General features: G+C 69.8%; 31 protein-coding genes. 14 read left to right on the top strand and 17 right to left on the bottom strand.

The window, feature by feature from the left end; all coding sequences use genetic code 11:
- Both AC4FS1_RS01795 and AC4FS1_RS01790 read left to right on the top strand, forming a co-directional pair.
- Positions 1-1,140, top strand: coding sequence for a cysteine desulfurase family protein (locus AC4FS1_RS01795; RefSeq protein ID WP_491155626.1), 1,140 nt, complete (start codon positions 1-3; stop codon positions 1,138-1,140).
- Positions 1,137-2,075, top strand: a complete 939-nt coding sequence (locus AC4FS1_RS01790; RefSeq protein WP_491152125.1) for a glycosyltransferase family 2 protein — start codon at positions 1,137-1,139, stop codon at positions 2,073-2,075. The genes AC4FS1_RS01795 and AC4FS1_RS01790 overlap by 4 nt, the downstream gene beginning before the upstream one ends.
- A 15-nt stretch (positions 2,076-2,090) precedes the next feature.
- On the opposite strand, the gene AC4FS1_RS01785 is transcribed toward AC4FS1_RS01790, so the two are convergent.
- Positions 2,091-3,986: an ABC transporter ATP-binding protein gene (locus AC4FS1_RS01785; protein WP_491155624.1), complete on the bottom strand. Its 1,896-nt coding sequence runs from the start codon at positions 3,984-3,986 to the stop codon at positions 2,091-2,093.
- Positions 3,987-4,171: 185 nt separating this feature from the next.
- On the opposite strand from AC4FS1_RS01785, the gene AC4FS1_RS01780 reads away from it, so the two are divergent.
- The 3 genes from AC4FS1_RS01780 (at position 4,172) to AC4FS1_RS01770 (ending at position 8,024) form a co-directional block, all read left to right on the top strand.
- On the top strand, positions 4,172-5,680 hold the full coding sequence (locus tag AC4FS1_RS01780; RefSeq protein ID WP_491152123.1) for a DHA2 family efflux MFS transporter permease subunit: 1,509 nt from the start codon (positions 4,172-4,174) through the stop codon (positions 5,678-5,680).
- A gap of 99 nt (positions 5,681-5,779) precedes the next feature.
- Positions 5,780-6,328 carry a type 1 glutamine amidotransferase domain-containing protein gene (locus AC4FS1_RS01775; RefSeq protein ID WP_491152122.1) on the top strand — a complete coding sequence of 183 codons (549 nt, stop codon included), beginning with the start codon at positions 5,780-5,782 and terminating at the stop codon, positions 6,326-6,328.
- Between the two features lie 46 nt (positions 6,329-6,374).
- Complete coding sequence (locus AC4FS1_RS01770; RefSeq protein ID WP_491152120.1) at positions 6,375-8,024, top strand: FAD-dependent oxidoreductase; 1,650 nt, start codon at positions 6,375-6,377, stop codon at positions 8,022-8,024.
- Between the two features lie 6 nt (positions 8,025-8,030).
- Here the strand turns inward: AC4FS1_RS01770 and AC4FS1_RS01765 are convergent, their stop codons facing one another.
- Entirely contained in the window at positions 8,031-8,867 is an 837-nt protein-coding gene (locus AC4FS1_RS01765) for a DNA-formamidopyrimidine glycosylase family protein (protein ID WP_491152119.1), read from the bottom strand.
- A gap of 151 nt (positions 8,868-9,018) precedes the next feature.
- Between AC4FS1_RS01765 and AC4FS1_RS01760 the strand changes: the two genes are divergently transcribed.
- A complete protein-coding gene (locus AC4FS1_RS01760; protein ID WP_491152117.1) occupies positions 9,019-9,519 on the top strand; it encodes a GNAT family N-acetyltransferase in 501 nt (166 codons plus the stop codon).
- 19 nt (positions 9,520-9,538) lie between these two features.
- On the opposite strand, the gene AC4FS1_RS01755 is transcribed toward AC4FS1_RS01760, so the two are convergent.
- Together AC4FS1_RS01755 and AC4FS1_RS01750 are read right to left on the bottom strand one after the other, a co-directional pair.
- Positions 9,539-10,282, bottom strand: coding sequence for a formylglycine-generating enzyme family protein (locus AC4FS1_RS01755; protein ID WP_491152115.1), 744 nt, complete (start codon positions 10,280-10,282; stop codon positions 9,539-9,541).
- A gap of 103 nt (positions 10,283-10,385) precedes the next feature.
- Positions 10,386-10,667, bottom strand: coding sequence for a GlsB/YeaQ/YmgE family stress response membrane protein (locus AC4FS1_RS01750; protein WP_491152114.1), 282 nt, complete (start codon positions 10,665-10,667; stop codon positions 10,386-10,388).
- Positions 10,668-10,904: 237 nt separating this feature from the next.
- Between AC4FS1_RS01750 and AC4FS1_RS01745 the strand changes: the two genes are divergently transcribed.
- On the top strand, positions 10,905-11,081 hold the full coding sequence (locus AC4FS1_RS01745) for a hypothetical protein (protein WP_491152113.1): 177 nt from the start codon (positions 10,905-10,907) through the stop codon (positions 11,079-11,081).
- Between the two features lie 83 nt (positions 11,082-11,164).
- On the top strand, positions 11,165-12,259 hold the full coding sequence (locus AC4FS1_RS01740; RefSeq protein WP_491152111.1) for a fatty acid desaturase family protein: 1,095 nt from the start codon (positions 11,165-11,167) through the stop codon (positions 12,257-12,259).
- Positions 12,260-12,301: 42 nt separating this feature from the next.
- On the opposite strand, the gene AC4FS1_RS01735 is transcribed toward AC4FS1_RS01740, so the two are convergent.
- The 3 genes from AC4FS1_RS01735 to AC4FS1_RS01725 all read right to left on the bottom strand — a co-directional run bounded on the left by AC4FS1_RS01735 (position 12,302) and on the right by AC4FS1_RS01725 (position 13,669).
- Positions 12,302-12,697 carry a VOC family protein gene (locus tag AC4FS1_RS01735; RefSeq protein ID WP_491152110.1) on the bottom strand — a complete coding sequence of 132 codons (396 nt, stop codon included), beginning with the start codon at positions 12,695-12,697 and terminating at the stop codon, positions 12,302-12,304.
- A 53-nt stretch (positions 12,698-12,750) separates the two neighbouring features.
- The gene (locus tag AC4FS1_RS01730) at positions 12,751-13,404 is read right to left on the bottom strand and encodes a hypothetical protein (RefSeq protein ID WP_491152109.1); all 654 of its coding nucleotides are present in this window, start codon (positions 13,402-13,404) and stop codon (positions 12,751-12,753) included.
- Between the two features lie 118 nt (positions 13,405-13,522).
- Entirely contained in the window at positions 13,523-13,669 is a 147-nt protein-coding gene (locus tag AC4FS1_RS01725) for a hypothetical protein (RefSeq protein WP_491152107.1), read from the bottom strand.
- 151 nt (positions 13,670-13,820) lie between these two features.
- On the opposite strand from AC4FS1_RS01725, the gene AC4FS1_RS01720 reads away from it, so the two are divergent.
- Entirely contained in the window at positions 13,821-15,179 is a 1,359-nt protein-coding gene (locus tag AC4FS1_RS01720) for an APC family permease (protein ID WP_491152106.1), read from the top strand.
- Between the two features lie 69 nt (positions 15,180-15,248).
- Here the strand turns inward: AC4FS1_RS01720 and AC4FS1_RS01715 are convergent, their stop codons facing one another.
- Positions 15,249-15,428 carry a hypothetical protein gene (locus AC4FS1_RS01715; protein WP_491152105.1) on the bottom strand — a complete coding sequence of 60 codons (180 nt, stop codon included), beginning with the start codon at positions 15,426-15,428 and terminating at the stop codon, positions 15,249-15,251.
- Positions 15,429-15,760: 332 nt separating this feature from the next.
- On the opposite strand from AC4FS1_RS01715, the gene AC4FS1_RS01710 reads away from it, so the two are divergent.
- Together AC4FS1_RS01710 and AC4FS1_RS01705 are read left to right on the top strand one after the other, a co-directional pair.
- Positions 15,761-16,108: a LysR family transcriptional regulator gene (locus tag AC4FS1_RS01710; RefSeq protein WP_491152104.1), complete on the top strand. Its 348-nt coding sequence runs from the start codon at positions 15,761-15,763 to the stop codon at positions 16,106-16,108.
- A gap of 87 nt (positions 16,109-16,195) precedes the next feature.
- The gene (locus AC4FS1_RS01705; protein ID WP_491152103.1) at positions 16,196-16,414 is read left to right on the top strand and encodes a hypothetical protein; all 219 of its coding nucleotides are present in this window, start codon (positions 16,196-16,198) and stop codon (positions 16,412-16,414) included.
- Positions 16,415-16,450: 36 nt separating this feature from the next.
- On the opposite strand, the gene AC4FS1_RS01700 is transcribed toward AC4FS1_RS01705, so the two are convergent.
- Positions 16,451-17,185, bottom strand: coding sequence for a hypothetical protein (locus AC4FS1_RS01700; RefSeq protein WP_491152102.1), 735 nt, complete (start codon positions 17,183-17,185; stop codon positions 16,451-16,453).
- 190 nt (positions 17,186-17,375) lie between these two features.
- On the opposite strand from AC4FS1_RS01700, the gene AC4FS1_RS01695 reads away from it, so the two are divergent.
- Positions 17,376-17,696, top strand: a complete 321-nt coding sequence (locus AC4FS1_RS01695) for a hypothetical protein (RefSeq protein ID WP_491152100.1) — start codon at positions 17,376-17,378, stop codon at positions 17,694-17,696.
- A gap of 31 nt (positions 17,697-17,727) precedes the next feature.
- Here the strand turns inward: AC4FS1_RS01695 and AC4FS1_RS01690 are convergent, their stop codons facing one another.
- The gene (locus tag AC4FS1_RS01690) at positions 17,728-19,389 is read right to left on the bottom strand and encodes an ABC-F family ATP-binding cassette domain-containing protein (RefSeq protein WP_491152098.1); all 1,662 of its coding nucleotides are present in this window, start codon (positions 19,387-19,389) and stop codon (positions 17,728-17,730) included.
- A 100-nt stretch (positions 19,390-19,489) separates the two neighbouring features.
- Complete coding sequence (locus AC4FS1_RS01685) at positions 19,490-19,714, bottom strand: PLD nuclease N-terminal domain-containing protein (protein WP_491152096.1); 225 nt, start codon at positions 19,712-19,714, stop codon at positions 19,490-19,492.
- Positions 19,715-19,912: 198 nt separating this feature from the next.
- Between AC4FS1_RS01685 and AC4FS1_RS01680 the strand changes: the two genes are divergently transcribed.
- Positions 19,913-20,653: an alpha/beta hydrolase gene (locus tag AC4FS1_RS01680; protein ID WP_491152094.1), complete on the top strand. Its 741-nt coding sequence runs from the start codon at positions 19,913-19,915 to the stop codon at positions 20,651-20,653.
- Positions 20,654-20,750: 97 nt separating this feature from the next.
- Here the strand turns inward: AC4FS1_RS01680 and AC4FS1_RS01675 are convergent, their stop codons facing one another.
- Positions 20,751-21,533, bottom strand: a complete 783-nt coding sequence (locus tag AC4FS1_RS01675) for an alpha/beta fold hydrolase (protein ID WP_491152093.1) — start codon at positions 21,531-21,533, stop codon at positions 20,751-20,753.
- A gap of 53 nt (positions 21,534-21,586) precedes the next feature.
- Here AC4FS1_RS01675 and AC4FS1_RS01670 point away from each other — a divergent pair, with 53 nt between their 5' ends.
- A complete protein-coding gene (locus AC4FS1_RS01670) occupies positions 21,587-22,102 on the top strand; it encodes a hypothetical protein (RefSeq protein WP_491152092.1) in 516 nt (171 codons plus the stop codon).
- A gap of 27 nt (positions 22,103-22,129) precedes the next feature.
- On the opposite strand, the gene AC4FS1_RS01665 is transcribed toward AC4FS1_RS01670, so the two are convergent.
- The 5 genes from AC4FS1_RS01665 to AC4FS1_RS01645 form a co-directional block, all read right to left on the bottom strand.
- Positions 22,130-22,996 carry an AraC family transcriptional regulator gene (locus tag AC4FS1_RS01665; protein ID WP_491152090.1) on the bottom strand — a complete coding sequence of 289 codons (867 nt, stop codon included), beginning with the start codon at positions 22,994-22,996 and terminating at the stop codon, positions 22,130-22,132.
- Positions 22,997-23,084: 88 nt separating this feature from the next.
- Positions 23,085-23,675 carry an IMPACT family protein gene (locus AC4FS1_RS01660; protein WP_491152087.1) on the bottom strand — a complete coding sequence of 197 codons (591 nt, stop codon included), beginning with the start codon at positions 23,673-23,675 and terminating at the stop codon, positions 23,085-23,087.
- Between the two features lie 65 nt (positions 23,676-23,740).
- Positions 23,741-24,430 (bottom strand): SDR family oxidoreductase, encoded by a 690-nt coding sequence (locus AC4FS1_RS01655; RefSeq protein ID WP_491152086.1) that lies wholly within the window; start codon positions 24,428-24,430, stop codon positions 23,741-23,743.
- Between the two features lie 41 nt (positions 24,431-24,471).
- Positions 24,472-24,936, bottom strand: coding sequence for an aromatic ring-opening dioxygenase LigA (locus AC4FS1_RS01650; RefSeq protein WP_491152084.1), 465 nt, complete (start codon positions 24,934-24,936; stop codon positions 24,472-24,474).
- Positions 24,937-25,071: 135 nt separating this feature from the next.
- Positions 25,072-25,740: a TetR/AcrR family transcriptional regulator C-terminal domain-containing protein gene (locus AC4FS1_RS01645; RefSeq protein WP_491152082.1), complete on the bottom strand. Its 669-nt coding sequence runs from the start codon at positions 25,738-25,740 to the stop codon at positions 25,072-25,074.
- Between the last annotated feature and the right edge of the window lie 33 nt (positions 25,741-25,773).

Raw genomic sequence — 25,773 nt, 5'->3', positions numbered from 1 at the left:
ATGCTGTACCTCGACTCGGCCGCCACGACGCCGGTGCGTCCGGAGGTGCTCCAGGCGATGATGCCCTACCTCACGCGCGAGTTCGGCAACCCCTCCAGCGTGCACACCGTCGGGGAGACCGCCGCATCCGCCCTCGCCGACGCCCGCACGCGCGTCGCCGCCGCCCTGGGGATGCGGCGCGGCGACATCGTCTTCACCTCGGGCGGCACCGAGGCGAACAACCTCGCGGTGAAGGGCATCGCGATCGCGGCGCACCTGTATCGCGGAGCGAGGCGCGTGATCACCACCGCGATCGAGCACGAGTCGATCCTGGCTTCCGCGGACTACCTCCGCCGCGTCCACGGATTCGCCGTCGACCTCGCCCCCGTCGACCACGGAGGACGCGTCGACCTGGCGGCACTGCGCGGGATGCTCCGCGACGACACCGCGCTTCTCAGCGTCGGATACGCCAACAACGAGGTCGGAACGGTGCAGGATGCCGCGGGCCTCGCCGCGATCGCGGCATCCGCACGGGTGCCCCTGCACCTCGACGCCGTGCAGGCCGCGGGGTGGCTGCCCCTTCGCGGCCTCGGCGCCGACGCCCTCTCGATCGCCGGGCACAAGATCGGTGCGCCGAAGGGTACGGGCGTGCTCGCGGTGCGCGGACGGATCCCGCTCGAGCCGCTGCTGCACGGCGGCGGGCAGGAGCGCGGGCGACGCTCGGGCACCGAGGACGTCGCGGGAGCCGTGGGGTTCGCCCGGGCACTGGAGCTCGCCGAAGCGGAGCGGGACGAGGCCGCCACCCGGGTGGCGGCGCTGCGGGATGAGTTCGTCGCGCGGGTGGCGGTCCTCCTTCCCGAGGCGCGCCTCACCGGCGATCCGCTCTCACGGCTCCCCGGCACGGCGAGTTATGCCTTCCCCGGAACCAGCGGCGAGGCGATCCTGCTCGAATTGGAGCGCCGCGGCGTGGTGTCCTCCAGCGGATCGGCGTGCGCCGCCGGCAGCGACGAGGCATCCCACGTGCTCGTCGCGCTCGGCGTCGATGTCGACACGGCGCGGACCGCCGTGCGCTTCACGTTCCCGCGATCGCTGTCGGAGTCGCTGCTCCCGGTCGCCGATGTGCTGGCGGCCTCGGTCGCGGCGGTACGATCGGGCGCGTGAGCGCCGTCACCGTCATCGTGCCCGGGCACGATGTCGAGGAGTACGCGCAGGACGCGCTCGACTCGCTCCGCGCCCAGACCCGGTCCGATTGGACCGCCCTCCTCATCGATGACGCCTCGACGGATGCGACGGGCGAGCTGTTCGCCGCAGCCGCCGCCGACGACACCCGGTTCCGCCTCGTGCGACACGAGAGTCGCCGCGGGCTCGCCGCCGCGCGCAACACGGGGCTGGACCTGGTCGACACGCCCCTGCTGGGTTTCCTCGACGCCGACGACCGGCTCCGCCCCGGCGCGCTCGCCCGGCTGATCGATGCGCTGGACGCCTCCGGCAGCGACTTCGCGGTCGGCGCCTACGTGCGCCTCCGGCCCGACGGGGTGGGCGCGTACTCGGCGGGCACCGTGCAGCCCTGGGTGGCTGCGGCAACGCATCCGGCGCGGACGGCCACGACCCTCGCGGAGCACCCGGATGCCTCCGGCAACGTCGTCGCGTGGTCGAAGGTGAGCCGCACCGAGTTCTGGCACCGCGCGGGCCTGCGATTCCCCGAGGGCCGCCTGTACGAAGACCAGGTGGTCGCGCAGCGCATGTACGCCCGAGCGCGGGCCTTCGACGTGGTGCCCGATGTCGTCGTGGAGTGGCGCGAGCGCGCCGACGGCACCTCGATCACGCAGGGCCGTGGCACCCTTCCCGTGCTCCAGGAGTACCTGGAGGCGATGCGCGGCGGAATCGAGGTGCTCGAGGATGCCGGGCTGCACGCGGCCGTGCAGTCCCGGGTGCGTCTCATCCTGGCGATGGACGTTCCTCCGCTGGTCGAGATCGCCCGCACCCACCCCGATGATGCGTACCGGAGGGCGCTCGGCGCCTTCGTCCGCGACATCTACGGCCTCTCCGCCGTGCCGGCCGTCACGCCCCCGGTGTCCGCCGCCCTGCTGTGGTAGCCCGCCGTCGGCCGCTCAGGACTCGGCGGCGGCTTCCTCGGTGAGGATGCGGGTGGCAGCGAGTTGCTCGGCGGCCAGGCTCGCGTAGAGACCCTCGCGGGCCAGCAGCTCGGCGTGTGTGCCGGATTCGACGATGCGTCCCGCGTCCACGACGTGGATGACGTCGGCACCGATGACCGTCGACAGCCGGTGCGCGATCGAGAGCGTCGTGCGTCCGCGGGCCGCCGCATCCAGCGCCTCCTGGACGATCCGCTCCGACACGGTGTCCAGCGCGCTCGTCGCCTCGTCCAGCAGCAGCACGGGAGGGTCTTTCAGGAGCACCCGCGCGATGGCGATGCGCTGCTTCTCCCCACCGGACAGGCGGTAGCCGCGCTCCCCCACGATGGTGTCGTAGCCGCGCTCGAAGCCGGCGATCACGTGGTGGATGTTCGCCGCTCGGCACGCCTGCTCGAGCTCGCCGTCCGTCGCATCCGGCTTGGCGTAGCGGAGGTTCTCCCGGATGGTCGCGTGGAAGAGGTACGTCTCCTGCGAGACGATCCCGATCTCGTCGATGATGGATGCCTGCTGCAGCTGCCGCACGTCGGCACCGGCGAACAGGACTGCTCCCTCCGATGCCTCGTACATGCGCGGTGTGAGGTAGAGGATCGTCGTCTTCCCCGCGCCCGACGGCCCCACGAACGCGACGTGGGAGCCGGGCTCGGCGACGAACGACACACCGTCGAGCGTGGCGCGGCTCTGCGCCGACGCATCCGGATACCGGAAGACCACGTCGCGGAACTCGATCCGCCCGAGCGGCCCGGGAGCCTCCGCCACCGGGATGGCGTCGGGCGCCTGCTGGATCGCCGGAACGAGGTCGACGTACTCGAAGATGCGCGCGAACAGCGCCGCGGAGGTCTGCAGGTCCAGCGCGACGCGCATCAGGCCCATGAGCGGCATCAGCAATCGCGCCTGCACCGTGGTGAAGGCGACGATCGTGCCGGCCGTGATGGTGTCGAACCCGCCGGTGACGAGATAGCCCGCGACGAGGTAGATGAGAGCCGGAACGCTCGACATGATCACCTGCACGACGGCGAAGAAGCCCTGCCCGCTCATCGCACGGCGCACCTGGAGACGCACCTGGTTGACGTTCTCCGCCGCGAACCGCTCCGACTCGGTGCGCTGGCGGTTGAACGACTTCGACAGGAGGATGCCCGAGACGCTCAGCGTCTCCTGGGTGATCGAGGTGAGCTCGCTCAGCGACTCCTGCGTCTCTCCGGCGATGCGCGCGCGAACCTGCCCGACGCGCCGCTGCACGAGGATCAGCACCGGCATGATCACCACGGCGATGATCGTCAGCCGCCAGTCGATGAGGATCATCGCGACGAGCGACGCGACGACCGTCACGGCGTTGCCGAGGATGCTGGTGACGGTGTTCGTCAGGACGCCCGCGACCCCGCCCACGTCGTTCTGCAGACGGGACTGGATGACCCCGGTCTTCGTACGCGTGAAAAAGCCCAGCTCCATCGCCTGCAGGTGGTCGAACAGCCGCACCCGAAGATCGCCGGTGACCTGATTGCCCACCGTGGAGGTCAACCAGGTCTGCACCACGCCGAGGACGGCGGACAGCAGGAACAGCCCGATCATGATGAGCACCAGCCGCAGAAGCAGCGGAAGGTCAGGTGACCCGCCGCGGAGGGGGAACAGTGCGTCATCGAAGATCCGCTGGACCAGGAGGGGCGGGATGACCGCCACCGCCGCCGCGACGACCACGAGCACCGCGGTGACCAGGATCCGTCCTCGGTAGGGACGGAACAGTTCGATGACGCGGTGCCCGAGATTGCGCACGCGCGGCGCCTGCGCGTTCTGGCGGCGCTGGGCTTCGGCGTCGACGCCACGGAACGGCCCTCCGCCGCCCATGCCCCGGCCGCCCATGCTCATGCGGGCCAGCCTACGTCGGCACAGGGATGCCGCGGACTAGGGTAGAAGCGGGGCTTGCGCAGGTGCGGTCGCGTATTTCACCCGAATCGGGAATACGCCGCCGGACCCGACCGTTGCGGTCTCAGCTTGCCACTGGCCGAAGTGGCGACCTGGCATCCCCCGAGCATCGAGGAGCACCCGTGGCCGCCGCCCAAACCGACAGCATCCGTCGTCCCGCATCCGCGACGGAGATCACCCCGCAGCAGAGCCGCGTCATCTGGCTCCTGCTCATCGCCGCGTTCGTCGCCATCCTCAACGAGACCACGATGGGCGTCGCGATCCCGCGCCTCATCGTCGACCTCGACATCACCGCGGTTGCCGCGCAGTGGCTCACGACCGCGTTCATGCTCACCATGGCGGTGGTCATCCCGATCACCGGTTTCCTGCTGCAGAAGTTCACGACTCGGCAGGTGTTCATCGCCGCGATGACGCTCTTCTCGCTCGGGACGCTCGTGGCATTCCTGTCCCCCGGGTTCACGGTGCTGGTCATCGCCCGCGTGATCCAGGCATCCGGCACGGCGATCATGATGCCGCTCCTCATGACCACGCTCATGACCATCGTCCCGCCGCACCAGCGCGGTCGGATGATGGGGCGCGTCAGCATCGTCATGGCGCTCGCCCCCGCGATCGGTCCGACGATGTCGGGGCTCATCCTCGACTCGCTCGGCTGGCACTGGACCTTCGGGATCGTCCTTCCGATCGCCCTGGTCGCCCTGTTCGTCGGCGCCCGGTGGATCACCAACCTCGGCGAGACCCGCAAGGACGCGCCCATCGACGTCCTCTCCGTCATCCTCTCGGCGTTGGGTTTCGGCGGCGTCGTGTTCGGCCTCAGCCAGATCGGCGGAGGCGGCCACACGGGGCCGGATGCCGCCGCGGCGGACGCCATGTCGACGATGACCTTCGTGGTCTCCCTCACCGTGGGAGTGGCCGGTCTTGCCCTGTTCGTGTGGCGGCAACTGGTGAAGCAGCGCTCGGACTCGGCCCTGCTCGATCTCCGCGTCTTCCGATCTGCGAACTTCTCCCTGTCGGTCGCTCAGCTCGGCATCATGGCGATGGCCTTCTTCGGCGCCATCACCTTGCTCCCCCTGTACCTCCAGGACGTCCGCGGCGTGTCGCCCCTCGACACCGGCCTCATCGTTCTGCCGGGGTCGCTGGCGATGGGCTTCGCCGGGCCCTTCATCGGCCGCGTCTACGACCGCTGGGGCACACGCGTGCTGCTGATCCCGGGCGCGTTCCTCACGAGCGGGATGCTGTGGGTCTACACGACCGTGGATGCCACCACCCCCATCTGGTTCATCGTCGCGGTGCAGACGGTTCTGTCCCTCGGTTTGGCGCTGTCCTTCACGCCGCTGTTCACGGCATCGCTGGCGTCGCTGGAGCCGAGGTTCTACTCCTACGGCTCGGCGATCGTGGGCACGGTGCAGCAGGTGGCCGGCGCCGCCGGCATCGCCCTGCTCATCACGATCATGTCTTCGGCGAGCGCGGCGACCGGCGCCGGCGCGACCGTGAACGCTCATGGCACCCAGACGGCCTACCTCGTCGCGGCCTTGCTGTCGCTGCCGACCATCGTCGGCGCGTTCCTCATTCGAAAGCCCGCGGACACGCCGGACGAGGTCCGGGCACAGGCCGGGGACATCGCCGCCCACTGATCCTCCCCGAGGTAGCGCGGTCTGGGAGCCCTCGCAACCCCCGGGCGTGCTCCCTCGGTGCTTTCTAGCGTGGGAGCACCGACATGTAAGGAGTGCATCATGACCGATCTGAACGGCAAGCGCGTCGCCTTCCTGCTGACCGACGGGTTCGAAGACAGCGAGCTGACGAGCCCGTGGGAGGCCGTGACCACCGCCGGCGCCGCGGCGGTCCTCGTCTCCCCCGCGGAGGGAAGCGTCAGCGGCAAGAACGGGCACGAGCAGGCTGTCGACCTTCCCGCCGAGGGCGCGGATGCGGGAGAGTTCGACGCGCTCGTCCTCCCGGGCGGCGTCGTGAACGCCGACCACCTCCGGATGGATTCCGCCTCGGTCGCATTCGCGCGCGACTTCTTCGCGCAGCACAAGCCGGTCGGCGTCATCTGCCACGGCGCGTGGATCCTCACAGAGGCCGACCTCGTGCGCGATCGCACGCTCACCAGTTACCCGAGTCTCCAGACGGATCTTCGCAACGCCGGAGCGACCTGGGTGGACGAGGAAGTCGTCGTGGACGCGGGTCTCGTCTCCAGCCGCACGCCCGACGACCTCCCCGCCTTCAACGACAAGCTCGTCGAGGAGATCGCCGAGGGCGAACACTCGGGCCAGACTCCCTGACCCATTCCCGCCCCTGGTAGGCGCATCAGGGCATACCCTTTTGCCCGTGGGAACCACAGAAGCCTTCGAACAGGCGCAGCAACGGGCGATCTCGACACCGCTGACCGATGACCAGTGGGAACGGATTCTGCCCTTCAGCACGGCCGAAGATGTCGAGGTGGGCGACTACCTCTTCCGCTCCGGGGACCGCGAGTACGACCTCATCCTCGTCGACACCGCCGAAGTGCAGGTGGTCCGCGACTCGCTGTGGTGGCTCGAGGAGACGGTCATCACGACGATGACCCCGCGTACCTTCGCCGGCGAGCTGGGGCTGCTCAACGGACAGGGCGCATTCCTCTCGGCGCGAGTGACCCGCCCCGGACGCATCCACCGCGTGACGCGCGCCTCCCTCCGCAAGATCATGAGCGAAGACGACGAGCTGTGCGATCTGCTCCTCCGGACGCTGTGGCTGCGCCGGGAGTCGCTGCGCAAGGGACCGGCCGCGCTCACTCTGAAATTGGTCGGGCCTGCCTCGTCCAAGGACTTCCAGTCCCTGCGCCGGTTCGCCGAGCGCTTGGATCTGGTGCACAGCTCCCACGAGGTGCAGCCCGATGACCCGTACGTCTTGGAACACCACGACGTGGCACCGGAGGACCTCCCGATCGCCTTCATCCAGGGCGAGCCGATTCTGCGCGCCACACCGGGTATCGTCGCCGAGCGGCTGGGGCTCAGTTACCAGGGCGACGCCGACGAGGTCGTCGACCTGGTCGTCATCGGCGGCGGCCCCGCCGGTCTCGCCGCGGCGATCTACGGGGCGTCCGAAGGGCTGAGCACGGTTCTGCTGGATGCGGTGGCGCCCGGCGGCCAGGCCGCGGCGACATCGCGCATCGAGAACTTCCTCGGGTTCCCCTTCGGGGTGAGCGGCGGAGACCTCATCGGGCAGGCTTCGCTCCAGGCGTTGAAGTTCGGGGTGCGGGTCTACGCCCCGTGCGAGGCCGCGCAGCTGCGCTCGACGGACAGCGGCCTGGAGGTCACCCTCTCCGACGGCCGCATCATCCACACCCGGACCGCCATTGTGACCTCCGGCGCCTCGTACCGACGGCTGCCGCTGGACCGGTGGGCAGATTTCGAGGGCGCCGGCATCTACTACGCCGCGACGCAGTTCGAGCTGCGCCACGTCGTCGACTCGCCCGTGGTCGTCGTCGGTGGAGCCAACTCGGCCGGGCAGGCGGCGCTGTACCTCTCTTCGCACGGATCGCCCGTGCGTCTGGTGGTCCGCGGCAACGACCTGGGGAGCCGCATGTCGGCCTATCTGATCGACCGGCTCCATGAAGATTCGTCTGTCGAGGTGCTCACGGGCGCCAACGTGACCGCGCTGGAGGGCGACGGCTCGCTCCAGCGGGTGCGGATCGACGCGGTCGGCGATGTGGATGCGCGTGGCCTGTTCTGCTTCATCGGCGCCGACCCCGCGACCGGCTGGCTCTCGGACCTCGACCGTGACACCGACGGCTTCCTCCGCACCGGCACGGACATTCCCCCCGACCGGCTCGACGGGCTGTGGCAGCGCCTCGGTCGCGAGCCCCTCCCCTTCGAGACCTCGATTCCGGGAGTGTTCGCCGCGGGTGACGTGCGGCGCGGATCCATGAAGCGTGTGGCGGCGGCGGTCGGGGAGGGCTCGAGCGCGGTGGCATCGGTCCACCGCGCGCTCGCCGGCTGATCTCCGTCAGCCCGGCAGCACCACACCCCCGGTCTGGCAGGTGGGGCAGTACTGGGCCCCGCCCTTGCTCCCGGGAAGATCCACGACCGTCCCCCCGCAGACCGGACAGGTTTCGCCGGTGCGCCCATGCACGCGCATCGCCGCGACCTTCTCGGCCTTCTGCCGATCGAGCGGCACTCCGCGTCGAGAGGCGAACGCCTCACCGAGAACCGATCGGATGGCCGCGTACAGGCGGCTGCGTTCTTCGGGAGTCAGGTCCGCGGCATGGACGACGGGCGAAAGCCGGGCGACATGGAGAATCTCGTCGGAATAGGCGTTGCCGATCCCGGCCAGCGACTCCTGCTCCTGCAGCAGCGCCTTGAGCTGTTTTCGCCGCTTCCCCAGTGCCCGGTCGAGGTCGCCGGGGGACCACCCGTCGTCCGTGGGGTCGGGGCCGAGTTTGGCGATTGCCGGCAGGACGGCGGGATCATCCACGATGGACACGCCGAGCGAGAGCCAGTCACCGGCATCCGTCAGCGCCAGGACGCCCCGGCCCGGGAAGGCGATCGTGACGATCACGGGTGGCGCGTCCTCGGCGGGCGGTTCCTGGTCGCCTTTCGCGCGCCATGTGGCCCAGCCCGCTCGACCGAAACTGATGACCAGGTCGGGGCCGTCCGTGTACACCGCGACATGCTTGCCGAATCGCCGCACGTCCTCGACCGTGTGGCCGGTCAGTGCATCGAGCGGCCGTGCGGGGGTCTTCAGCGCGCGGAACTCCGCGACGTCGGTGTCACCGATCGATGCCCCGATGAGCTCGCCTCGGAGGAACCCGGTGAGCGCATCGACCTCAGGGGACTCAGGCACGTCTTCCTCCCTCCCCGCGGCGATGCTCCGATCGTAGGGAGTCCGCCCGCCGCCCCGCCAGCAGGGGGCGCGGATCGTTCGCATTCCCGAGCGGCGCTGCGTCATCCCGGGCCGGCGCGGGCAGCGTGCCGGTGCTCGATAGGCTGACGACATGAACCCCCGACGCCTGAACGACGGAGCGGTCCTGCGTCCGGCAGCCCCGGGCGACGAGGCGGGGATCCTCGCGTGCATCGTCGCGCTGGCGGTGTACGAGCGTGAGCCCGATGCGGTGCAGAACACGGTCGGGGCGTTGCGCGACGCGCTCTTCGGGTCTGACCCCCGCGTCTTCGCGCACGTCGTCGAACGCAGCGGCGACATCGTGGGTATTGCGGTGTGGTTCCTCACCTACTCCACCTGGACCGGCCGGCACGGGATCTGGCTGGAGGACCTCTACGTCGACAGCGACCAGCGGGGCCGCGGGTACGGCAAGGCGCTGCTCAGCTCCCTCGCCGCCGTCTGCGTCGAGCGCGGCTACTCGCGCCTGGAGTGGACCGTGCTGGATTGGAATGCCCCGGCGGTGGCGTTCTACCGCGCGCTGGGCGCGACCCCTCAGCAGGAGTGGACCACCCAGCGGGTGGATGGCGACACCCTCGCCGCGCTCGCCGCGCACTGAACGGTCGCCGACGCCGGCTTCAGCGCTGCGGGGTCCAGCCGGGCGGGAGCGGACCGTCGGCCTCGGCGCGCTCGCGATCGGCTCGCGCAGACCATCCCTGCGCTTCATCCACCGTGTCGAAGCCGCCCCGGGCCACCCGGAAACCGAGGTCGTCGTGCGTGGCGCGCGGCGGTCCCCCGCGTCGTGTTCCGGCCCGGACGCTCCAGGCATCGTCGGCGTATCCCCCGCCGCGGAACACGCGGTAGTCGTCATAGCGGGCAGGGTCGAGGAAATCCCAGCACCACTCCCACACGTTCCCGAGCATGTCGAAGAGGCCGTTCAGGTTGGGCAGCTTCAGCCCCACATCCTGGGGAGTCGTCGTGCCGTCCGCAGCCGTCCAGGCGACCTCGGCGAGCGGGCCGTACTGTGCGGTGGTGGAGCCGGCGCGGCAGGCGAACTCCCACTCCGCCTCGGTGGGCAAGCGGTATCCGTCGGCGTCCACGTGCCACGCGACCTGCTCGCCGTCGAACGAGTACGCCGGGTCGAGGCCCTCCCACTCGGAAGCGGCATTGCAGAAGCGGATGGCGCGAAGCCAGCTCACTTCCACCGCCGGGCGGCGCGGATGCGGCGCCGGCTCGCCGATCACCTCAGCCAGTTGCTCCTGCGTGACGGGAAAAACCCCGATCTCGAAAGGCTCCAGATCGGCGGTGCGTCGGGTGCGCCGCCGCGCGTCGTGCAGGTGCACGCGTCCGCCGGGGATGCGCGCCATCTCGAGATCGGCCACCGACGAATTTTCCCATGCCGGGAGCGGACGTGGCCGCTCCCCCGGACACGCCGGAGCCCGACCGTCTGATGACGATCGGGCTCCGGGTGGTCGTGTCGGTCTGTCAGCGGGTGCTGGCGCCCCGACGACGGCTGACCGCGACGTAGATGCCGAGCACGATGATCGCGCCGAGGATCGAGCCGATGATGCCCGAGGCCTGCAGGAAGCCCGCGGCCGGGTCGCTGCCGAAGATGAGGAAGCCCAGGAATCCACCGACGAAAGAGCCGATGATTCCGAGCACGATCGTCATGACAATCCCCATGCTCTGCTTGCCGGGGATGACAGCGCGAGCGATGAAGCCGGCGATCAAGCCGATGACGATGAGGCCGAGGATAGTCCAGAGCATGTTTCTCTCCAATGTCGGGTGAACGCCAGGCGGGGGTGCGCGGCGCTCCGAGTGAGCCGCGGATCAGGCTAACAACCCTGAATTCCGCCTGCTAATCCAATTCTATCCCTGGACCTCCGGATTCCGTGAAGCGTACACTCTACGGCCGCGTTCGCGCCGCGATGTCCTCCTGCAGTCGGATGCGGACGAGACTTCTGGCCGACGACTCGCCCTCCGGGCCTGCGTAGCGTCGTGCGCATGGCCACTGCATCCATCCCGGTCCCGGTCACCCGCCGCGCCCTGTCCCCCGCCGCCGCCGGACTCCTCGCGATCGCCGGTAACGTCGTAGTGATCGCCGTTGTCGCGGTCGCGGGCCTGGCCATTCTGGCCGCAGCCGTCCTCATCTTCGGATCGGCGCTGATGCACCTCGTGTAGCACCGCGCGGATCTCACGTAGCACAGTGCTCGCGGGGCCGCGACCCCGCGAGCCGCCTGACCCGGGAGCGTAGCGTCCGCGTCGTGACCCCCACCTTCCGCTCGACCGTGCCGCGGGCAGATCGACCCGCCCGGGGCCCGAGCGACTTCACTCCGCTGGCCCAGATGATCCGTGAGAGCGGGTTGATGCGCCGCCGTTACGGCTACTACTGGGCGAAGCTCATCGCCCTGCCCCTCGTGCTGGTGGCGACCCTTGTCGCGTTCGTCATGATCGGCGACACCTGGTGGCAACTGTTCACGGCCGCCGCTCTGGCCGTGGTGTTCACGCAGATCGCCTTTCTCGGCCACGATGCGGCGCACCGACAGATCTTCGTCTCCGGCAAGTGGAACGACTGGATCTGTCTCATCCTCGGCGACCTCCTGGTCGGGATGAGCTACGGATGGTGGCAGCACAAGCACACCCGCCACCACGCGAACCCCAACAAGCTGGGAGCGGATCCCGACATCGAGCTGCCCGTCATCGTGGTGACCGCCGAGGCCTCGAATGCACCCCGTAACCGCGTGGTCGGATGGTTGCGGGCGCATCAGGGGTTGTTCTTCTTCCCCATCCTGCTGCTGGAAGGCGTCTCCCTCCACGCATCGGGCGTGCGGCGCGTCGCCACCCGCGAGCGCCTGGACCGCCGGTGGATCGAGATCACCTTCCTGACCGTCCGCGTCGTCGGCTTCACGATCCTCGTCTTCCTGGTCCTCTCCCCCTGGATCGCCTTCGTCTTCCTGGCCGTACAGCTTGGGCTCTTCGGCGTCTACATGGGCATCGCTTTTGCGCCGAACCACAAGGGGATGCCGGTGGTGCCGCGCGATGTGACCTTCGACTTCCTGCGCCGGCAGGTGATGATGAGCCGCAACGTGCGCGGTAACCGCATCCTCGACGTCTTCCTCGGAGGGCTGAACTACCAGATCGAGCACCACCTGTTCCCCTCCATGCCCCGCCCGCACCTGCGCAAGGCCGCCCCCATCATCGCCGCGTACTGCCGCGAACGCGGGGTGCCGTACACCCAGACGGGGCTGTTCGCTTCGTACGCGATCGTCGTCCGCTACATCAACCGCGTCGGGCTCGGCGAGCGCGACGTGTTCAGCTGCCCACTGGTGGAGCAGCGCGCCCAGATCGCATCCGCCTGATCGCGATCCGGCTTCGTAAAGACGACCGGTGCGAGTTTCCGGTCAGTCCTCGTAGCCGATCAGCCAGGTGACGCCGAAGCGGTCGCAGACGCTGCCGTCCGTCGCTCCCCACGAACGCCGCTGGAGCGGGTCGATCACCCGTCCCCCCGCCCCGAGAGCGTCGAACCATCGATGGAGCACGTCAGGAGGAGCGGCGCCCAGCAGCGACAGCATCAGCCCCTGGACGGCCAGGGGGCGCTCATCGCCGGCCGCATCCGCGCCGGACAGGTCGACCGGCCCGGCGAGGACCCCGTGCGCGATCGCGTCGCCCGGCCCGTCCGTCCGACCGAACTCCGCGAAGGTGTTCCGGGTGAGCTCGCCCCCGAATGTGGACTGATAGAAGCGCAGCGCGTCCGCGGCATTGCCGTCGAAGAGCAGATAGGGAGTCGGGGCGGCCATACCGTCACAGTAGTGCGGCCGCCGCCGGTCACGCCGGTCGGTCGGCGAGCTAGCTAGCGACCCAGGCCGACCCGGTCGACCTTGCGGTGGTAGCGCATGCCCGCCATTCCGCCGAGGATGGCGCCGACCAGGGTGACGATCGCTGCCCCGACGGCGGTGAGGATGCCGGTCGTCGTCGCCGCCTCGGGGGTCACCGGGATGCGGGGGAAGCTGTCGAGGTTGCCGAGGATGTCCCACTGGCTTCCGGCGATCGCGGTGATGACGGCGACGATGACGGCGATCACGATGGCCCAGATCCAGACGGCGAGCCCCTGTTTGACCCCATCGAACCGCGCCATGCGCCCGGCGACGTAACCGCCGGCGAAGTACGCGATCAGCAGCACGAGGCCGAGGACGATCGCGCTCACCACCGTCACGGCACCGGTGTTCTCCGTGACGGCGTCGGCCGCGTCTTCCATCGCCGCCTCGGAGCTCAGGCCGACGGCCGCGCCGATGGCGGCGACCAGAGCCGTCAGGATCACGGCCGTGCCGGTGGCGGTGAGCCAGCCGAAGAACGCCGACCCGAACTTGAAGCCGCCGAACCTGTCCTTCTCGCGCTCCAAGACCTCGTGGTGCAGCGTGCCTCGGTCCGCTGAACCGGTCTCCGGGGCGGTGCCGCCGTAGGCCGGCTGATCAGGATCGCGGCGGTCGGGATCGTGTGCGCTCATGTCCAGAACGTACGTGGGGTGCACATCCGCCCGAACCCCGTTGTCTCCAGAAGCGAAGCGGCGTAGCCTGCCTCGACCCGTCGCCCGGTGACTCTCCGCGCGGCCCGGCGCGACCGACTCAGCGCTTCTTGATGTTCGTGATCGCGTCGTTGTCCGCAGCGCGGCTGTTGGCCGCCCTCTTGTCGGCCTTGGCGACGCGCTTTTCCTTCAGCGTCTTCGCCGGTGCGGTCTTGCCGCCTTCTTTACGCGTGGACTTCTCACCCATGAGGTCTCGCTCCTTCGAGAGTCGCGATGACCCTGTAGGCCTGAGGCTACACGCACGCGCGTGGGGTGGGAGACGGTCGGACAGGATAAGGCCAGAGGGTCGGCCACGGCAGGGGTTGCGCTCGCGGCACGCGACACACTGAAGTGGTGCGGTGACCAAGGACACCACAGACACCGCGCCCGAGGCCAAGCACGGCCTGAAGCGCGCAATCGGCACACCGCTGCTCTTCGCGTTCATCGTCGGCGACACGCTCGGGGCCGGCATCTACACCCTCGTCGGCACGATGGCGTCCGACGTGGGCGGAGTCATCTGGTTGCCGCTGCTCATCGCCCTGGTCGTTGCCCTGCTCACGGCCGGAACGTACGCGGAACTCATCACGAAGTACCCGCACGCGGGCGGCGCCGCCCGTTACGCCGACCGGGCCTTCAACATCCCGTACCTGTCGTTCCTCGTGGGGTTCCTCATGATGGCCTCGGGGATCACCACCGCCGCGGCCCTGGCGAATGCCTTCGCCGGTGACTACCTCGGGGCCCTCATCGATGTGCCGCAGGTTCCCGCCGCCATGGTGTTCATCATCCTGCTGACGCTGATCAACCTGCGCGGCGTCCGCGAATCCCTGGCCGCCAATCTCGTCGCTTCGGTCATCGAGGTGACCGGCCTTGTGATCGTCATCGTGGTCGCCGCCATCGTCTTCAGCAGCGGCAACGGCCAGCCCGAGCGCATCTTCGAGTTCGCTCCCGACGTTCACCCACTGGCGGGCGCGTTCGCCGCATCCATCGTCGCGTTCTTCTCCTTCCTCGGCTTCGAGGCCGCAGCGAACATGGCCGAAGAGGTGAAGAACCCCTCGAAGGCGTACCCGCGCGCGCTCTTCGGCGCGATCATCACCGCCGCCGTCGTCTACCTGTGCATCGCCGTGGGCGCGGTCATCGTCCTGCCGCCGGCCGACCTCGCGGAGTCCACCGGGCCGCTCCTGGACGTCGTCAACGCCAGCGGCCTCGGTATCCCGCCGTGGCTGTTCGGGCTGATCGCCCTGGTCGCCATCGCCAACGGCGCCCTGCTCTTCATGGTCATGGCCAGCCGTGTCGGCTACGGGCTCGCCGAGGCGAACCTGCTCCCGCACGCGTTCGCACGTGTGCTGCCCAAGCGCCGCACCCCGTGGGTGTCGATCCTCGTGGTGGCCGGAGCGACCATCGGTCTGAGCGCGATCGGGGATGTCGCGACCCTCGCCGAGACGACGGTGCTCTTGCTGCTGCTGGTCTTCCTCTCCGCCAACGTGAGCGTGCTGGTACTGAAGAAGGACAAGGTCGAGCACTCCCACTTCAGCGTGCCGAAAATCGTGCCGATCCTGGCCATCGTCGCCAGCATCGTGCTGCTGACCCAGCAGACGGGCGTGGTGTGGCTCGCCACCGCCGGATACGTGGCGGTAGGGTCGGTGCTCTTCCTGGTGGCCCGCTACGGGCGCAAGCGGGGCGAGAAGCGCGCCGAGACGAGCGAGCAGTCGTCCGAGTAGGAAAGTCCTCCGTGACCTCGCGCGAGGATCAGTAGACCCGCGCGGGTTCCGAGAGGGGTCCGGTCCCTATCAGGTGGCGGTCGTCTTCTCCGGGCCCGGGAGGGATTCCCCGTTGGCGGTGGCCTCGATCCAATCGGTGGCCTCATCCGACAGGAAGAAGCCATCGGGCCCCTCTTCGCCGATCCACCAGGCATCTGAAGAGAGGACACCCCCGGCTGACACGATCTTCTGGAGGACGTCCGCGGGCACGGCTTCACCGTTGTGCCCCACCAGCCACCGCTTCGCGTCCGGCTCGAGCCGGTCCCATCACTCGATCGTCTCCATGGGATCACGGTGCAACCGATCCCGACGGAGCGTAAGTCCGTGTCCGGATGCGGTACCCCGGCCGCGGCGGACTCAGGGCACTCCTCACTGATGGCCGATCGGTCGGCGACGTCCGGTCGCGTGGACGCGTCCGGTTACGCTCGATGCGTACGACATCAGGCAGCCCCCGTTGCCCGCGTCACACCAGGGTCCCGGACCGATCCCCCGGGCGGCTGCTCGCCCCGCGGCACTCTGCATCAAGACAACGAAAGGCCCCCGTGAAACTCGCCCAGCTCAAACGGTTCGTCGCCGTGGCCGACGAGCTGCACTTTCCGCGCGCGGCGGAGGCCCTCGGCATCCCGCTCGCTGCTCTCTACTCGTCCATCGAGAAACTCGAAGCCGAGATCGGGCATCCCCTCTTCACCCGCGACAACGCCGGCACGCGCCTGACGAAAGCCGGAACCCTCTTGCTCGATGAAGCGAAGGAACGGATCGCGGCGGCGCCCCCGCCGGCCGAGAAGCCGGTCGTTCCTGCGGGCGGAAAGGCCAAGGCCTCGAAAGGCAAAGGTCGCGCCCCCGTCGTGAAGGGTGAGCCCAAGCCGTACAAGAAACGTCAGGGCCGCTGACCCGCGCTCTTCGAGGCACCCTCCGCCACGCCGCCTGCGGCGTCAAGGGGGGACCGCCGCGAACGCCCCATGGGCGAGCATCGAGTCATGACATCCGATGTGAATTCCCCCGAGCCGGCAGAGGTGGACGAAACCGAGGTGGTCGAGCAGATCGCCGAGGAGGTACGAGACGACATCCGACATGGGCACGTGGAGGACGACGTGACCCACGTGCTGGAGGACCGGCTCGACCAGGCCGGCGTCAGCCTCCGCCCGGAGGCGATCGACGACCTCGCGGAAGACATCGAAACCGACGCGTCCATCTGACGGTCGGTTTCGACCACGGGGCGACAAAAGGACGGCTCAGCGCCCCCGCCCGTGGCTCCGATCTGGCTCAGCACTGCGCCAATAGGACCGCCGCCCCGCCGTGGGCCGGCGCGGGATGTACGTCCGCCACGCGGTCACGTACCCGATTCCCGAGTACCACACCAGTGCGCCGACCAGGGCCAGCCCGGTGACGATGCCCGCGGTGATCGCGGCGGCCGCCGATCCTCCGCCGACCGTGACCGCGGCTCCCGCGAACAGTCCGAAAACAAAGCCGTCGACGACGAAAAGGAGCATCGACGAACTGCCGATCAGCACGCTGACGCTCCGAGGTCGCAGGAAGGAGTAGGTCTGCTTCATCCCTTCCTGATCGTCGGCAGTCGCACCGAGGAAGTAGTCCGCCACCTTCGGGTCCAGCTCCACGTACGCGCCGCGGAGACGGTTCATGGCGACGACGTACATCATGTCCTCTTCCGCGACGTTCATCACCCGCACGACGGTCATGAACCCGATCAGGCAGAGGAATCCGAGGATGGCGAGCATCGCGATGGCGAACGCATCGGCGAACGCGGGCGCCTGCGCGAGCAGGCCGATGACCACGAGCCCGGCAGAGACAAGGGTCAGGAAGATCGTGATGCGGGTGAGCACCTCACTCTGAGCCGTGCTGCGCGCCGCCAGAAGTCCCCAGTGCTCCGTCGCGATGATCTGCGCGCGGCGGTTGAGCACGGCATCCGGTTCGGTCGACGTGCGCTCGGGCGGCGGAGCCTGGCTCATGCCCCACATTGTGCACCCGGACCCGACTCGGTGACAGGGCCGCCACGGCGGCGCGGGTCGCCCGTCGCCGAGGCTTCCGAGGGCGGAACCCGCGTGGCATAACCTGGGCGGGCGGGATGCTCCGACGGATGCATCCGCCCACCCGAAGGAGCCCCATGCTCGTGCCCGCAGCCGCCACCTCGACGTCCGAGTGAGCACCGATGACACGGCGACCCGCCGCATCGAGCTGACGTTGACCAAGCCCTGGTTCGCGCTTTACGCCGGCGTGAAGCCGACGGTGGTGATCAGTGGGCGCGGCCAGCCTGTGCAGTGGGGCCTGGGCACGTGGCAGGTCCCGACGGACAAGACCGTCGAGCTCACCGTGTTCCTGTTCAACCGCCTGTGGCGCTTCGGTCAGGCGAGGATCGAACTCGAACCGCACGACGCGCCGTCCCTGCGCTACCGGGCGCCGGTGCTCCCGTTCCTGCGGGGCCGGCTCGTCGCTTCCCCGCCGTCGGATAGACCCGTCTGAGCGCGGCCGGCGGGCCGCCGCATCCCGTGCCCTACAGCTCGGTGACCTGACCGTCCCCGACCCGCCAGTGCCGGTCGGTCCGCACGTTCGCGAGCATCCGCCGGTCGTGCGTGACCAGGAGAAGGGTGCCTTCGAACGCTTCGAGCGCTTGCTCGAGCTGCTCGATGGCCGCGAGATCGAGGTGGTTCGTCGGCTCGTCCAGGACCAGGAGGTTGACGCCGCGCGCCTGCAGGAGTGCCAGCCCGGCACGCGTGCGCTCTCCGGGCGACAGCTCATCGACGGCCCGATTGACATGGTCTGCCTTGAGGCCGAACTTGGCGAGCAACGTGCGAACCTCCCCGGAATTCAGGTCGGGGACGAGGTCTTCGAACGCCACGGCGAGCGCCTGGGGTCCGGCCAGCTGGGAGCGCGCCTGGTCGATCTCGCCGATGCGCACGCTGGCACCCAGGCTCGCGGTTCCTTCGTCCGGGGTCTGTCTGCCGAGCAGTGTGCGAAGGAGCGTCGACTTGCCGGCGCCGTTGGGTCCGGTGATGCCGATGCGTTCACCGGCGTTGACCTGCGTCGATACTGGACCGAGCGTGAAGTTGCCCTGCCGGATGACCGCGCCACTGAGCGTCGAGACCACCGAGCTGGAGCGCGGGGCAGCGCCGATGGTGAACTCGAGCTGCCACTCCTTGCGCGGCTCATCCACTTCGTCGAGCCGGGCGATCCGGCTCTCCATCTGGCGCACCTTCTGAGCCTGCTTCTCGCTCGACTCCATCGACGCCTTACGCCTGTTCTTGTCGTTGTCCGGCGCTTTCTTCATCGCGTTGCGCACGCCCTGGCTCGACCACTCCCGCTGGGTGCGCGCCCGGGCGACGAGATCGGCCTTCTTGTCGGCGAACTCGTCGTATTTCTCCCGCGCGTGACGCCGCACGGTCGCCCGCTCCTCCAGGTAGGCGTCGTAGCCGCCGCCGAAGACCCGGTTGGCGCCCTGCGCCAGGTCCAGTTCCAGCACGCGGGTCACGCACCGGGCGAGGAACTCGCGGTCATGGCTGACGAGGACCACGCCGCCGCGGAGGCCCCGCACGAAGGCTTCCAGCCGCTCGAGCCCGTCGAGGTCGAGGTCGTTGGTGGGCTCATCCAGCAGCGCGATGTCGAATCGGGAGAGCAGGAGCGCGGCCAGCCCCACCCGGGCGGCCTGCCCGCCCGAGAGGGACGTCATCAGGGCCTGCTCCGGTCTGCCGCCCAGGTCGAGACCCAGCTCGGCGAGCACCACCGGCAGGCGCTCATCGAGGTCCGCCGCGCCGCTGGCCAGCCACCGGTCGAGAGCTGCCGAGTACGCGTCGGCGGGGTCCGCGCCCGCAGGTGACAGCGACGGATCGGCGAGGGCCGCGGCGGCAGCATCCATGTCGGTCGTCGCCTCCGCGCATCCCGTACGCCGTGCGATGTAGTCCGCGACGGTCTCGCCCACGATGCGCTCGTGCTCCTGCGGAAGCCAACCCACGAAGGCGTCCGACGGAGCAAGCGTCACCGTGCCGGCCTGCGGTTCGTCGACGCCTGCCAGCAGTCGGAGGAGCGTGGACTTTCCCGCACCGTTCGCCCCGACGACGCCGATGACGTCACCCGGGGCGACCGTCAGGTCGAGCGAGTCGAACAGCGTGCGGTGGCCGTATCCGCCGGCCAGCCCCGAGGCGACGAGTGTTGCGGTCATCCCTCGATCCTGTCATCCGACGGGCGGCGGCAGGACGCGGGAGGGGGCCGCCGGGCGAGCGCGGTGTGCGGTCAAACCGGCGCGGAACGCCCCCCTCCGCTCAGGGGCGGTGCCGGATCCCGAAGACGAAGTAGGCGGCCGGGCCGAACCAGTTGACGAGGATCGCGGGAATCCACGCCGGCTTGGGCCCACGCACATCGTCGGCGTCTCGGAACGCGAGGTCCCAGAAGGCCAGGAACGCGAACGCCACCTGCACGACGCCGAGCAGAGCCAGCCCCGCCTTCGCGCGAGTGGAGAGGTGGGTCTTCGTGGGGGTCATGGTCATGTCGTGTTCCTTCGGGTCGTCTCTCCATCCTTACTCCGATGGCGGCATTCCCGAAACCCCGTTCGACATCGGGTGCGCGTGTGCCGACTCTCACGTCGGTTGCGCGGATCCCACGCGGAATGTACTGTGTCGTTCGGTAGAGTTACTAGTTCGTCTACCACGCGGGAAGGTCCCGCTCTGTCTCAGAAAGGACGCACCATGCGCACCCTCACCCCCCACCTCACCTCGATGACCGATACCGACACGACCGGCAGCCCGTCCGCCAACCCCACCGTCGTCCTGGTGCACGGCGCCTGGGCGGACTCCACGAGCTGGTCCGGCGTCATCGAGCGCCTGACCGCCGCCGGGTTCCCCGTCCGCGCCATCGCGAACCCGCTCCAGGGCGTGGACAGCGACACGGCCTACCTGACGAGCTACCTGAAGTCGGTCGAGGGGCCCATCGTCCTCGTGGGGCACTCCTACGGCGGCGCCGTGATCACCAACGTCGACGCGGCGGCGTTCGACATCAAAGCACTGGTGTACATCGCAGCGTTCATCCCGAGCGCCGGTGAGACGGTCGGTCAGCTCGCCGCCCAGTCCACTCCCCCGCTGCCGTTGGTGACCACGGAGGTACCCGCCGGTTACGAGGTGCTCATCGATGCGTCGGGCTTCCGCGCGGCGTTCGCCGGCGACGTCGACGAGGCCACCGCCGCGGTGATGGCCGTGGCGCAGCGCCCCGCGAACGTCAAGGCCGTCTCCGAGCCCACCGTCCGCGAGGCTTTCGCCGCCGTGCCGACGTGGGCGCTCATCACCCTCCAGGACCAGTCGATCAACCCCGACCTGCAGCGGATGATGGTGGGGCGCACCACCGCAGAGGTCAGCGAAGTCGATGCCTCCCACGCGGTGATGGTCAGCCGCCCGGACGTCGTCACCGATCTGATCGTGCAGGCGTCCCGCTGACCCGCGGGGGTGCCGGGCGCATACGCGTCCGGCACCCCCGCGAATCCGGCACCCCACGCTCGGGGTCAGGGCCGGCGTCGAACCCGAGCCGATCGGGTCAGTCCCAGGCCAGGTAGTCCTCGATCTGCATGCCGATGTCGCCCGGGTGCGTGACGACGAACAGGTAACCGCCACCCTCGATGCGCGCGGCGCTCGCCCGGTCCGCCGCGGATGCCTGCAGCTGGTCGCCGTTCCCCGGCACATTCACGCGGTCCTCCGTGCCCTGGAGAATCAGGACGGGAAGACTCGGGGCGAGCGCCGTCCACTCCTCTGCCGGAGTGGCCGCGAGCGCGGCGCTCTGCACCGGCTCGGCCAAAAGGTCGCGGGCGCGCGAGAAGATGTTCCACGCCCACTGCGGGTCCACCGTGGCTCCGGCCAGCACTCGCATGGCGTCGAGCGCGTCCGAGTCGGCTGCATCCGAGAACGCGGCCTGCAGCGCCTGCGCGACCTCGTCGGCTACCGGCTCGACGCCCTCGACGCCGAGCAGCAGGATGCCCTCCGTACGGTCGGGGTGATCCAGCGCCACCGTGCGCGCGACGGCGCCCCCGAAGGCGTGTCCGCCGATCCATGCGGAGGCGAGGCCCAGGTGGTCCAGCACGTCGATGACGTCCTGCCCCAGGTCGTGCAGCGTGAGGGAGGCGTCGGCATCCGTCGGTCGACGGACGCCGATCCGGATCATCCGGAAGCCCTCCTCGACCAGGACATGCGCGAGGGTGCCGAGGTAGGAGATGTTCAGTCCACGCCCGGGGAGGAGCACCACCGCCGGGCCCTCGCCCTCATCGACGAAGGGGATGGCGCGGCCGTCGGGCTCGAACGTCTGGGAGGGCGTTGGGGCTGTCATGCATCCATTCTCCCGGATGGTGGGCGAGCCGCCGCCACCACTAGCCTGCCCTCATGACCTGGCCGGACTTCTGGAGCACGACCTTTCCCGCCTACCTCGGCGCCCTGGGCTCGATCGCCGCCAGCGCGGTCGCCGTGGCCGCGTTCGTCCGAGATATCCGGACGCGCGGGGGTCTGCGGGAGGTGGCCGGCGCGGCCTCCTCGACGATCGAACTGCCGCGGGCCGGTGCGCCGCTCGCGTCCGACGGGAGACCCACCGTGTCGCCAGGCCCCGCGCGCAGTCCCGCCGATGACGCTCACGACCATGACCCGCGCCTGGAGCTGACGGTCGCGGGCGGGCGAGGCGTCCTCCGCAATCTCGGAGGGGAGACGATCCAGGTCGACCGCCTCTCCGTGCCCTCCGGCGGGAAGACGCTGACCGTCTCCGCCGAATTGCCCGCGAGGGTCGAGCCGGGCGCAGAGTTCGGCTTCACCGTCCGCGACCTGGTGGCCGGTCCGGCCGTCGCCGCGCTCCTGGTGGAGTGGACGGACGCGGGCGGCACGACGCGCGCGAGCCGCTTCTTCGTCTGAAGCCCGCCATGGACCGGACCGAGCGCCTCAGGCGTGCTCGACCGGCAGCCACAGATCGCACGTGGCGGTGCGGAAATCGGGCGCCCGATCGAGCACGGCGACGATGGAGGGCCCCGGTCGCAACCGCCACGGGTTCGACGGGAACCACTCGGTGGCCGTTGCGGCCCACGCCGCCTGCAGCGCCGCGGGATGCTCTCCGGAGGTCCGGAAGACGGCCCACTCCCCCGCATCCACGTCGATGACGTCGAGGTCATCGGGGACGGGGGTCCCCGTCTCGACGGCGACGCCGTGCAGATAGGTCAGCTCGCTGCCGTCCTCGTAGCCCGGGTCGACCTCTGCGCTCACCTGCAGCAGACCGGCGGGTTCGGTCGCGCTCAACAGCTTGAGCCGCTCGTGCTCCGCGGCCGGCAGGGCCGCGATGTGCTCTTGGATGGCCGCGTTGACGCCCTGGTGTTGGAGCGTCACGCGCGCGGCGTGGCCGACGAGCCGGAAAGCGGGGCGTTCGAGGATGTGGGTGTCCATGGGGGTATTCCCTTCGACGGTCAGGCGGAACCTGAGTTGCGGTTGGCTGCAGAGGGGGCCGCCGTCACGGCGGACGTCACCGTGGCTCACGCCGTGCACCGCGCGGAACGCGCGACCGAACGCCTCCGTCGACCCGTATCCGTAGCGCACGGCGATCGTCAGGAGATCCTCCGCGCCGATCACATCGGCCGCGGCGACGGTCATCCGTCGCCGGCGCACGTACTCCGACACCGGCATCCCGGCGAGAGAGGCGAACATCCGCCGCGCGTGATAGACGGTCGTTCCCAGCTCCCGCGCCAACGCGTCGAGGTCGAGCTCATCGTTCAGATGCGCCTCCACCTCGTCGACCAGACGGTTGAGGATCTCGATCACGGTGGCTCCCTTCCCGATCAAGATTCGTCGCCGCCCGGCGGATGCACCCGACAGTTCGGGTCCGATTGCATCGGGCCGGGCGCGGTGCTCAGGCGGCGCTCATCCACACTGCACGCCCCTGAGACACGTCGTCTATGCGGGCGACGAGGTCCTCGGCGCGGTCCACCGGAACCTCGAGCGTGATCTCGACGTCCGCCCTGTGACGCACATCCTCCAGCACCGCGCCGCACGCGTCGAGTTCGCGGCGGAGCATCCCCTCGAACGCATAGGGCACGCGCACGCGCAGGGTCTGTGTGCGGATCAGCGGCACCCGCTCGGCTCCGAGGAGGGCCTGCGCCACCGCATCCGTGTACGCGCGGACCAGCCCGCCCGCGCCGAGTTTCGCCCCACCGAAGTAGCGGACGACCGTCGCGAGCACGCCCTCGAGCTCCTGATGCCGGAGTACGTCGAGCATCGGGCGGCCGGCGGTGCCGCTCGGCTCGCCGTCGTCGTTCGCTGCCGAGTGACCACCGGCCATCAGCGCCCAGCAGACGTGGCGGGCATCCGGATGCTGCGCCCTCAGCGCCGCGACCCGCGCGACGGCCTCCTCACGGCCGGCGACAGGCTCGACGCATCCGAGGAACCTGCTCTTCTTGATGAGCAGTTCGCTGTGGGCGGGAGCGGCGAGGGTGAACGGCATCGGCTGTCCACGATAGGCGCGACGGAACGGCGATCATCCCGTGGACGCGCGGAACGGGTAGCGCGTCAGACGCCTGCGCGGATCGTCAGCTCCGGGATCTGCGCGTCGCGGGGCAGGTCGAGCACCGTGAGCATGCTGGTGACCACCGACTCCGGATCGATGAAGGCGGCGGGATCGTACGAGGCGCCCTCCTGCTCGTGAACCCGCTCTTGCATCGCCGTCGCCGTGCGGCCGGGGAAGACGGACGACACCCGCACACCGTGCGCGGCTTCCTCGGCGCGCAGCGAATCGGCGAGCGCCTTGAGCCCGTGCTTGGATGCCGCGTATGCGGCCCAGTCCGCAGCTGCACGCAGGCCCGCTCCGGAGTTGACGAACAGGATCTGCCCCTTCGCGGCCCGCACCGCCGGGAGGAGCAGTCGGGTCAGCTCCGCGGGTCCGACGAGGTTCACGTTCAGCTGTGACGTCCACAGCGCGACCGGCATCTCGGCGACGGGACCGAGGTCGACCACGCCGGCGACATGGATGACGGAGTCCAGCCGGGCGGGGAGCTCCTGGGAGCCGAGCGCCGCCGCCAGGTCCGACGGCGCCGCGAGGTCGGCGACGACGGTCTTCGCCCCGGGGAACCGTTGCTCGAGTTCAGCGGCGCGTTCCGTGCTGCGCGCGAGGAGGATGAGGTCGTCGCCGCGGGCCTGCAGACGCGTCGCGAGCGCGGCGCCGATACCCGACCCGGCACCGGTGAGGAAATGCACGGTCATGGCACCATCCTGGCATGTCGGTATCGGCCGGAGCGGGGCTCTCAGCCCCGGTCAGCTCGGCGCAGCTGCGCGCCGACGGTCAGGAAGAAGGCGCCGAGGCCCGCGACGAGGGCACTCACCCCGTAGGCCAGTACCGACGTCATCAGCGAGGTGCGCAGCGACGCCGCCGTCGACAGCGCACCGCTCTGCTTCCGCAATTCGCGTTCCTCGTCGCTCCCCGCTTCCACGTCCCGCAGCGCGTTGCTGATGTCGGAGAAGGTGCGCCCGCCCGCGCCCCGCTCCGCGTTGGCCTTGATGACGAGCGCCTCCGCGTAGGCCGTCGCCGGACCCTGCACGCGTCTGCCCGCCAGCACGGGGGCGTTCCCGGGCACGGTGATCTTCTCGTCGCGCAACTGCTTGGTCACGGCGAACCATGCCCCGGCGCCGCCGGCGAGGAGCACTGAGCCGGCGGCCACGGAGAGGCCTCCGACACGGCGGATGCGGGAGATAAGGGTCAGAGAGGTCATCGATCGTCCTTCCGGGCTGGGCAGGGATAGACGAATCCTCGCAGGTTGTGCGCCGGGTTCGCCGCCGACTCCGATGTCCTCACCACCGAGCGCCACAAGGCGATCGCCCTCGGTGTGGATGGCGAGCACGCCCCTTCAGCCGCCGGACCTCCACCCCGCCACGTGCAACCGCTCGAAACCGTCGAGCAGGATGTCGAGCGCAAAGGCGAACTCGGCGTCCTCGTCGCAGGCCTCCCCCGCATGCGGAGCGGTGGTCGCCATCCGGACGATGGCCGGGTAGGAGGAGGCGAACTCCGACATCGCTCGCGCGCGCTCGGCGGGGTCGTCCGGAACGGAAGGCGTGGGCAGCACGTCGCGCGTGATTCCCCACATCCGAGTACTGAGCGCGTGCATCGCATGGTGCACGAGGTCGGGCGGCAGCCCTCCCTCGAACATGATCGCCATCAGGGAGTCCATGTAAGCCAGAACCGTCGGGCTCGCGTGCGTCCGCGTCTCGATCGCCGCCTGCGCCCACGGGTGCGCCGTCATCACGGCCCGGGCCGACAGGATGCGAGCGCGCAGCGCGTCCTTCCACCCCAGCCCGCGCGCAGGTACCTCGATGCTCAGCACAAGGCGATCCAGCATCCCGTCGATCAGCTGTTCCCTATTCGCGACGTGCTTGTACAGGGCCATGGCGGTGACCCCGAGCGCGTCGGCCAGCCGGCGCATGCTCGTGCCCTCGAGACCGAGGTCGTCTGCCACAGCGACGGCGGCATCGAGCACGCGCGCGCGGTCCAGCTGTCCTCGCGCACCGGGAGTTGACACGTATACAGCGTATACCTAAGGTGATGTCACGCC

This window comes from Microbacterium sp. Z12_35 (genome assembly GCF_058310475.1).
The sequence above is the reverse complement of the archived record's forward strand: the minus strand, read 5'-3'. Positions and strand labels throughout refer to the sequence as shown.

What these genes read in the sequence shown, in the direction of transcription:
- AC4FS1_RS01795 (WP_491155626.1), top strand. Translation starts at nt 1, where the DNA reads ATGCTGTACCTCGACTCGGCCGCCACGACGCCGGTGCGTCCGGAGGTG.
- AC4FS1_RS01785 (WP_491155624.1), bottom strand. Translation starts at nt 3,986, where the DNA reads ATGGGCGGCCGGGGCATGGGCGGCGGAGGGCCGTTCCGTGGCGTCGAC.
- AC4FS1_RS01775 (WP_491152122.1), top strand. Translation starts at nt 5,780, where the DNA reads ATGACCGATCTGAACGGCAAGCGCGTCGCCTTCCTGCTGACCGACGGG.
- AC4FS1_RS01760 (WP_491152117.1), top strand. Translation starts at nt 9,019, where the DNA reads ATGAACCCCCGACGCCTGAACGACGGAGCGGTCCTGCGTCCGGCAGCC.
- AC4FS1_RS01750 (WP_491152114.1), bottom strand. Translation starts at nt 10,667, where the DNA reads ATGCTCTGGACTATCCTCGGCCTCATCGTCATCGGCTTGATCGCCGGC.
- AC4FS1_RS01745 (WP_491152113.1), top strand. Translation starts at nt 10,905, where the DNA reads ATGGCCACTGCATCCATCCCGGTCCCGGTCACCCGCCGCGCCCTGTCC.
- AC4FS1_RS01735 (WP_491152110.1), bottom strand. Translation starts at nt 12,697, where the DNA reads ATGGCCGCCCCGACTCCCTATCTGCTCTTCGACGGCAATGCCGCGGAC.
- AC4FS1_RS01730 (WP_491152109.1), bottom strand. Translation starts at nt 13,404, where the DNA reads ATGAGCGCACACGATCCCGACCGCCGCGATCCTGATCAGCCGGCCTAC.
- AC4FS1_RS01725 (WP_491152107.1), bottom strand. Translation starts at nt 13,669, where the DNA reads ATGGGTGAGAAGTCCACGCGTAAAGAAGGCGGCAAGACCGCACCGGCG.
- AC4FS1_RS01705 (WP_491152103.1), top strand. Translation starts at nt 16,196, where the DNA reads ATGACATCCGATGTGAATTCCCCCGAGCCGGCAGAGGTGGACGAAACC.
- AC4FS1_RS01700 (WP_491152102.1), bottom strand. Translation starts at nt 17,185, where the DNA reads ATGAGCCAGGCTCCGCCGCCCGAGCGCACGTCGACCGAACCGGATGCC.
- AC4FS1_RS01690 (WP_491152098.1), bottom strand. Translation starts at nt 19,389, where the DNA reads ATGACCGCAACACTCGTCGCCTCGGGGCTGGCCGGCGGATACGGCCAC.
- AC4FS1_RS01685 (WP_491152096.1), bottom strand. Translation starts at nt 19,714, where the DNA reads ATGACCATGACCCCCACGAAGACCCACCTCTCCACTCGCGCGAAGGCG.
- AC4FS1_RS01680 (WP_491152094.1), top strand. Translation starts at nt 19,913, where the DNA reads ATGCGCACCCTCACCCCCCACCTCACCTCGATGACCGATACCGACACG.
- AC4FS1_RS01675 (WP_491152093.1), bottom strand. Translation starts at nt 21,533, where the DNA reads ATGACAGCCCCAACGCCCTCCCAGACGTTCGAGCCCGACGGCCGCGCC.
- AC4FS1_RS01670 (WP_491152092.1), top strand. Translation starts at nt 21,587, where the DNA reads ATGACCTGGCCGGACTTCTGGAGCACGACCTTTCCCGCCTACCTCGGC.
- AC4FS1_RS01660 (WP_491152087.1), bottom strand. Translation starts at nt 23,675, where the DNA reads ATGCCGTTCACCCTCGCCGCTCCCGCCCACAGCGAACTGCTCATCAAG.
- AC4FS1_RS01655 (WP_491152086.1), bottom strand. Translation starts at nt 24,430, where the DNA reads ATGACCGTGCATTTCCTCACCGGTGCCGGGTCGGGTATCGGCGCCGCG.
- AC4FS1_RS01650 (WP_491152084.1), bottom strand. Translation starts at nt 24,936, where the DNA reads ATGACCTCTCTGACCCTTATCTCCCGCATCCGCCGTGTCGGAGGCCTC.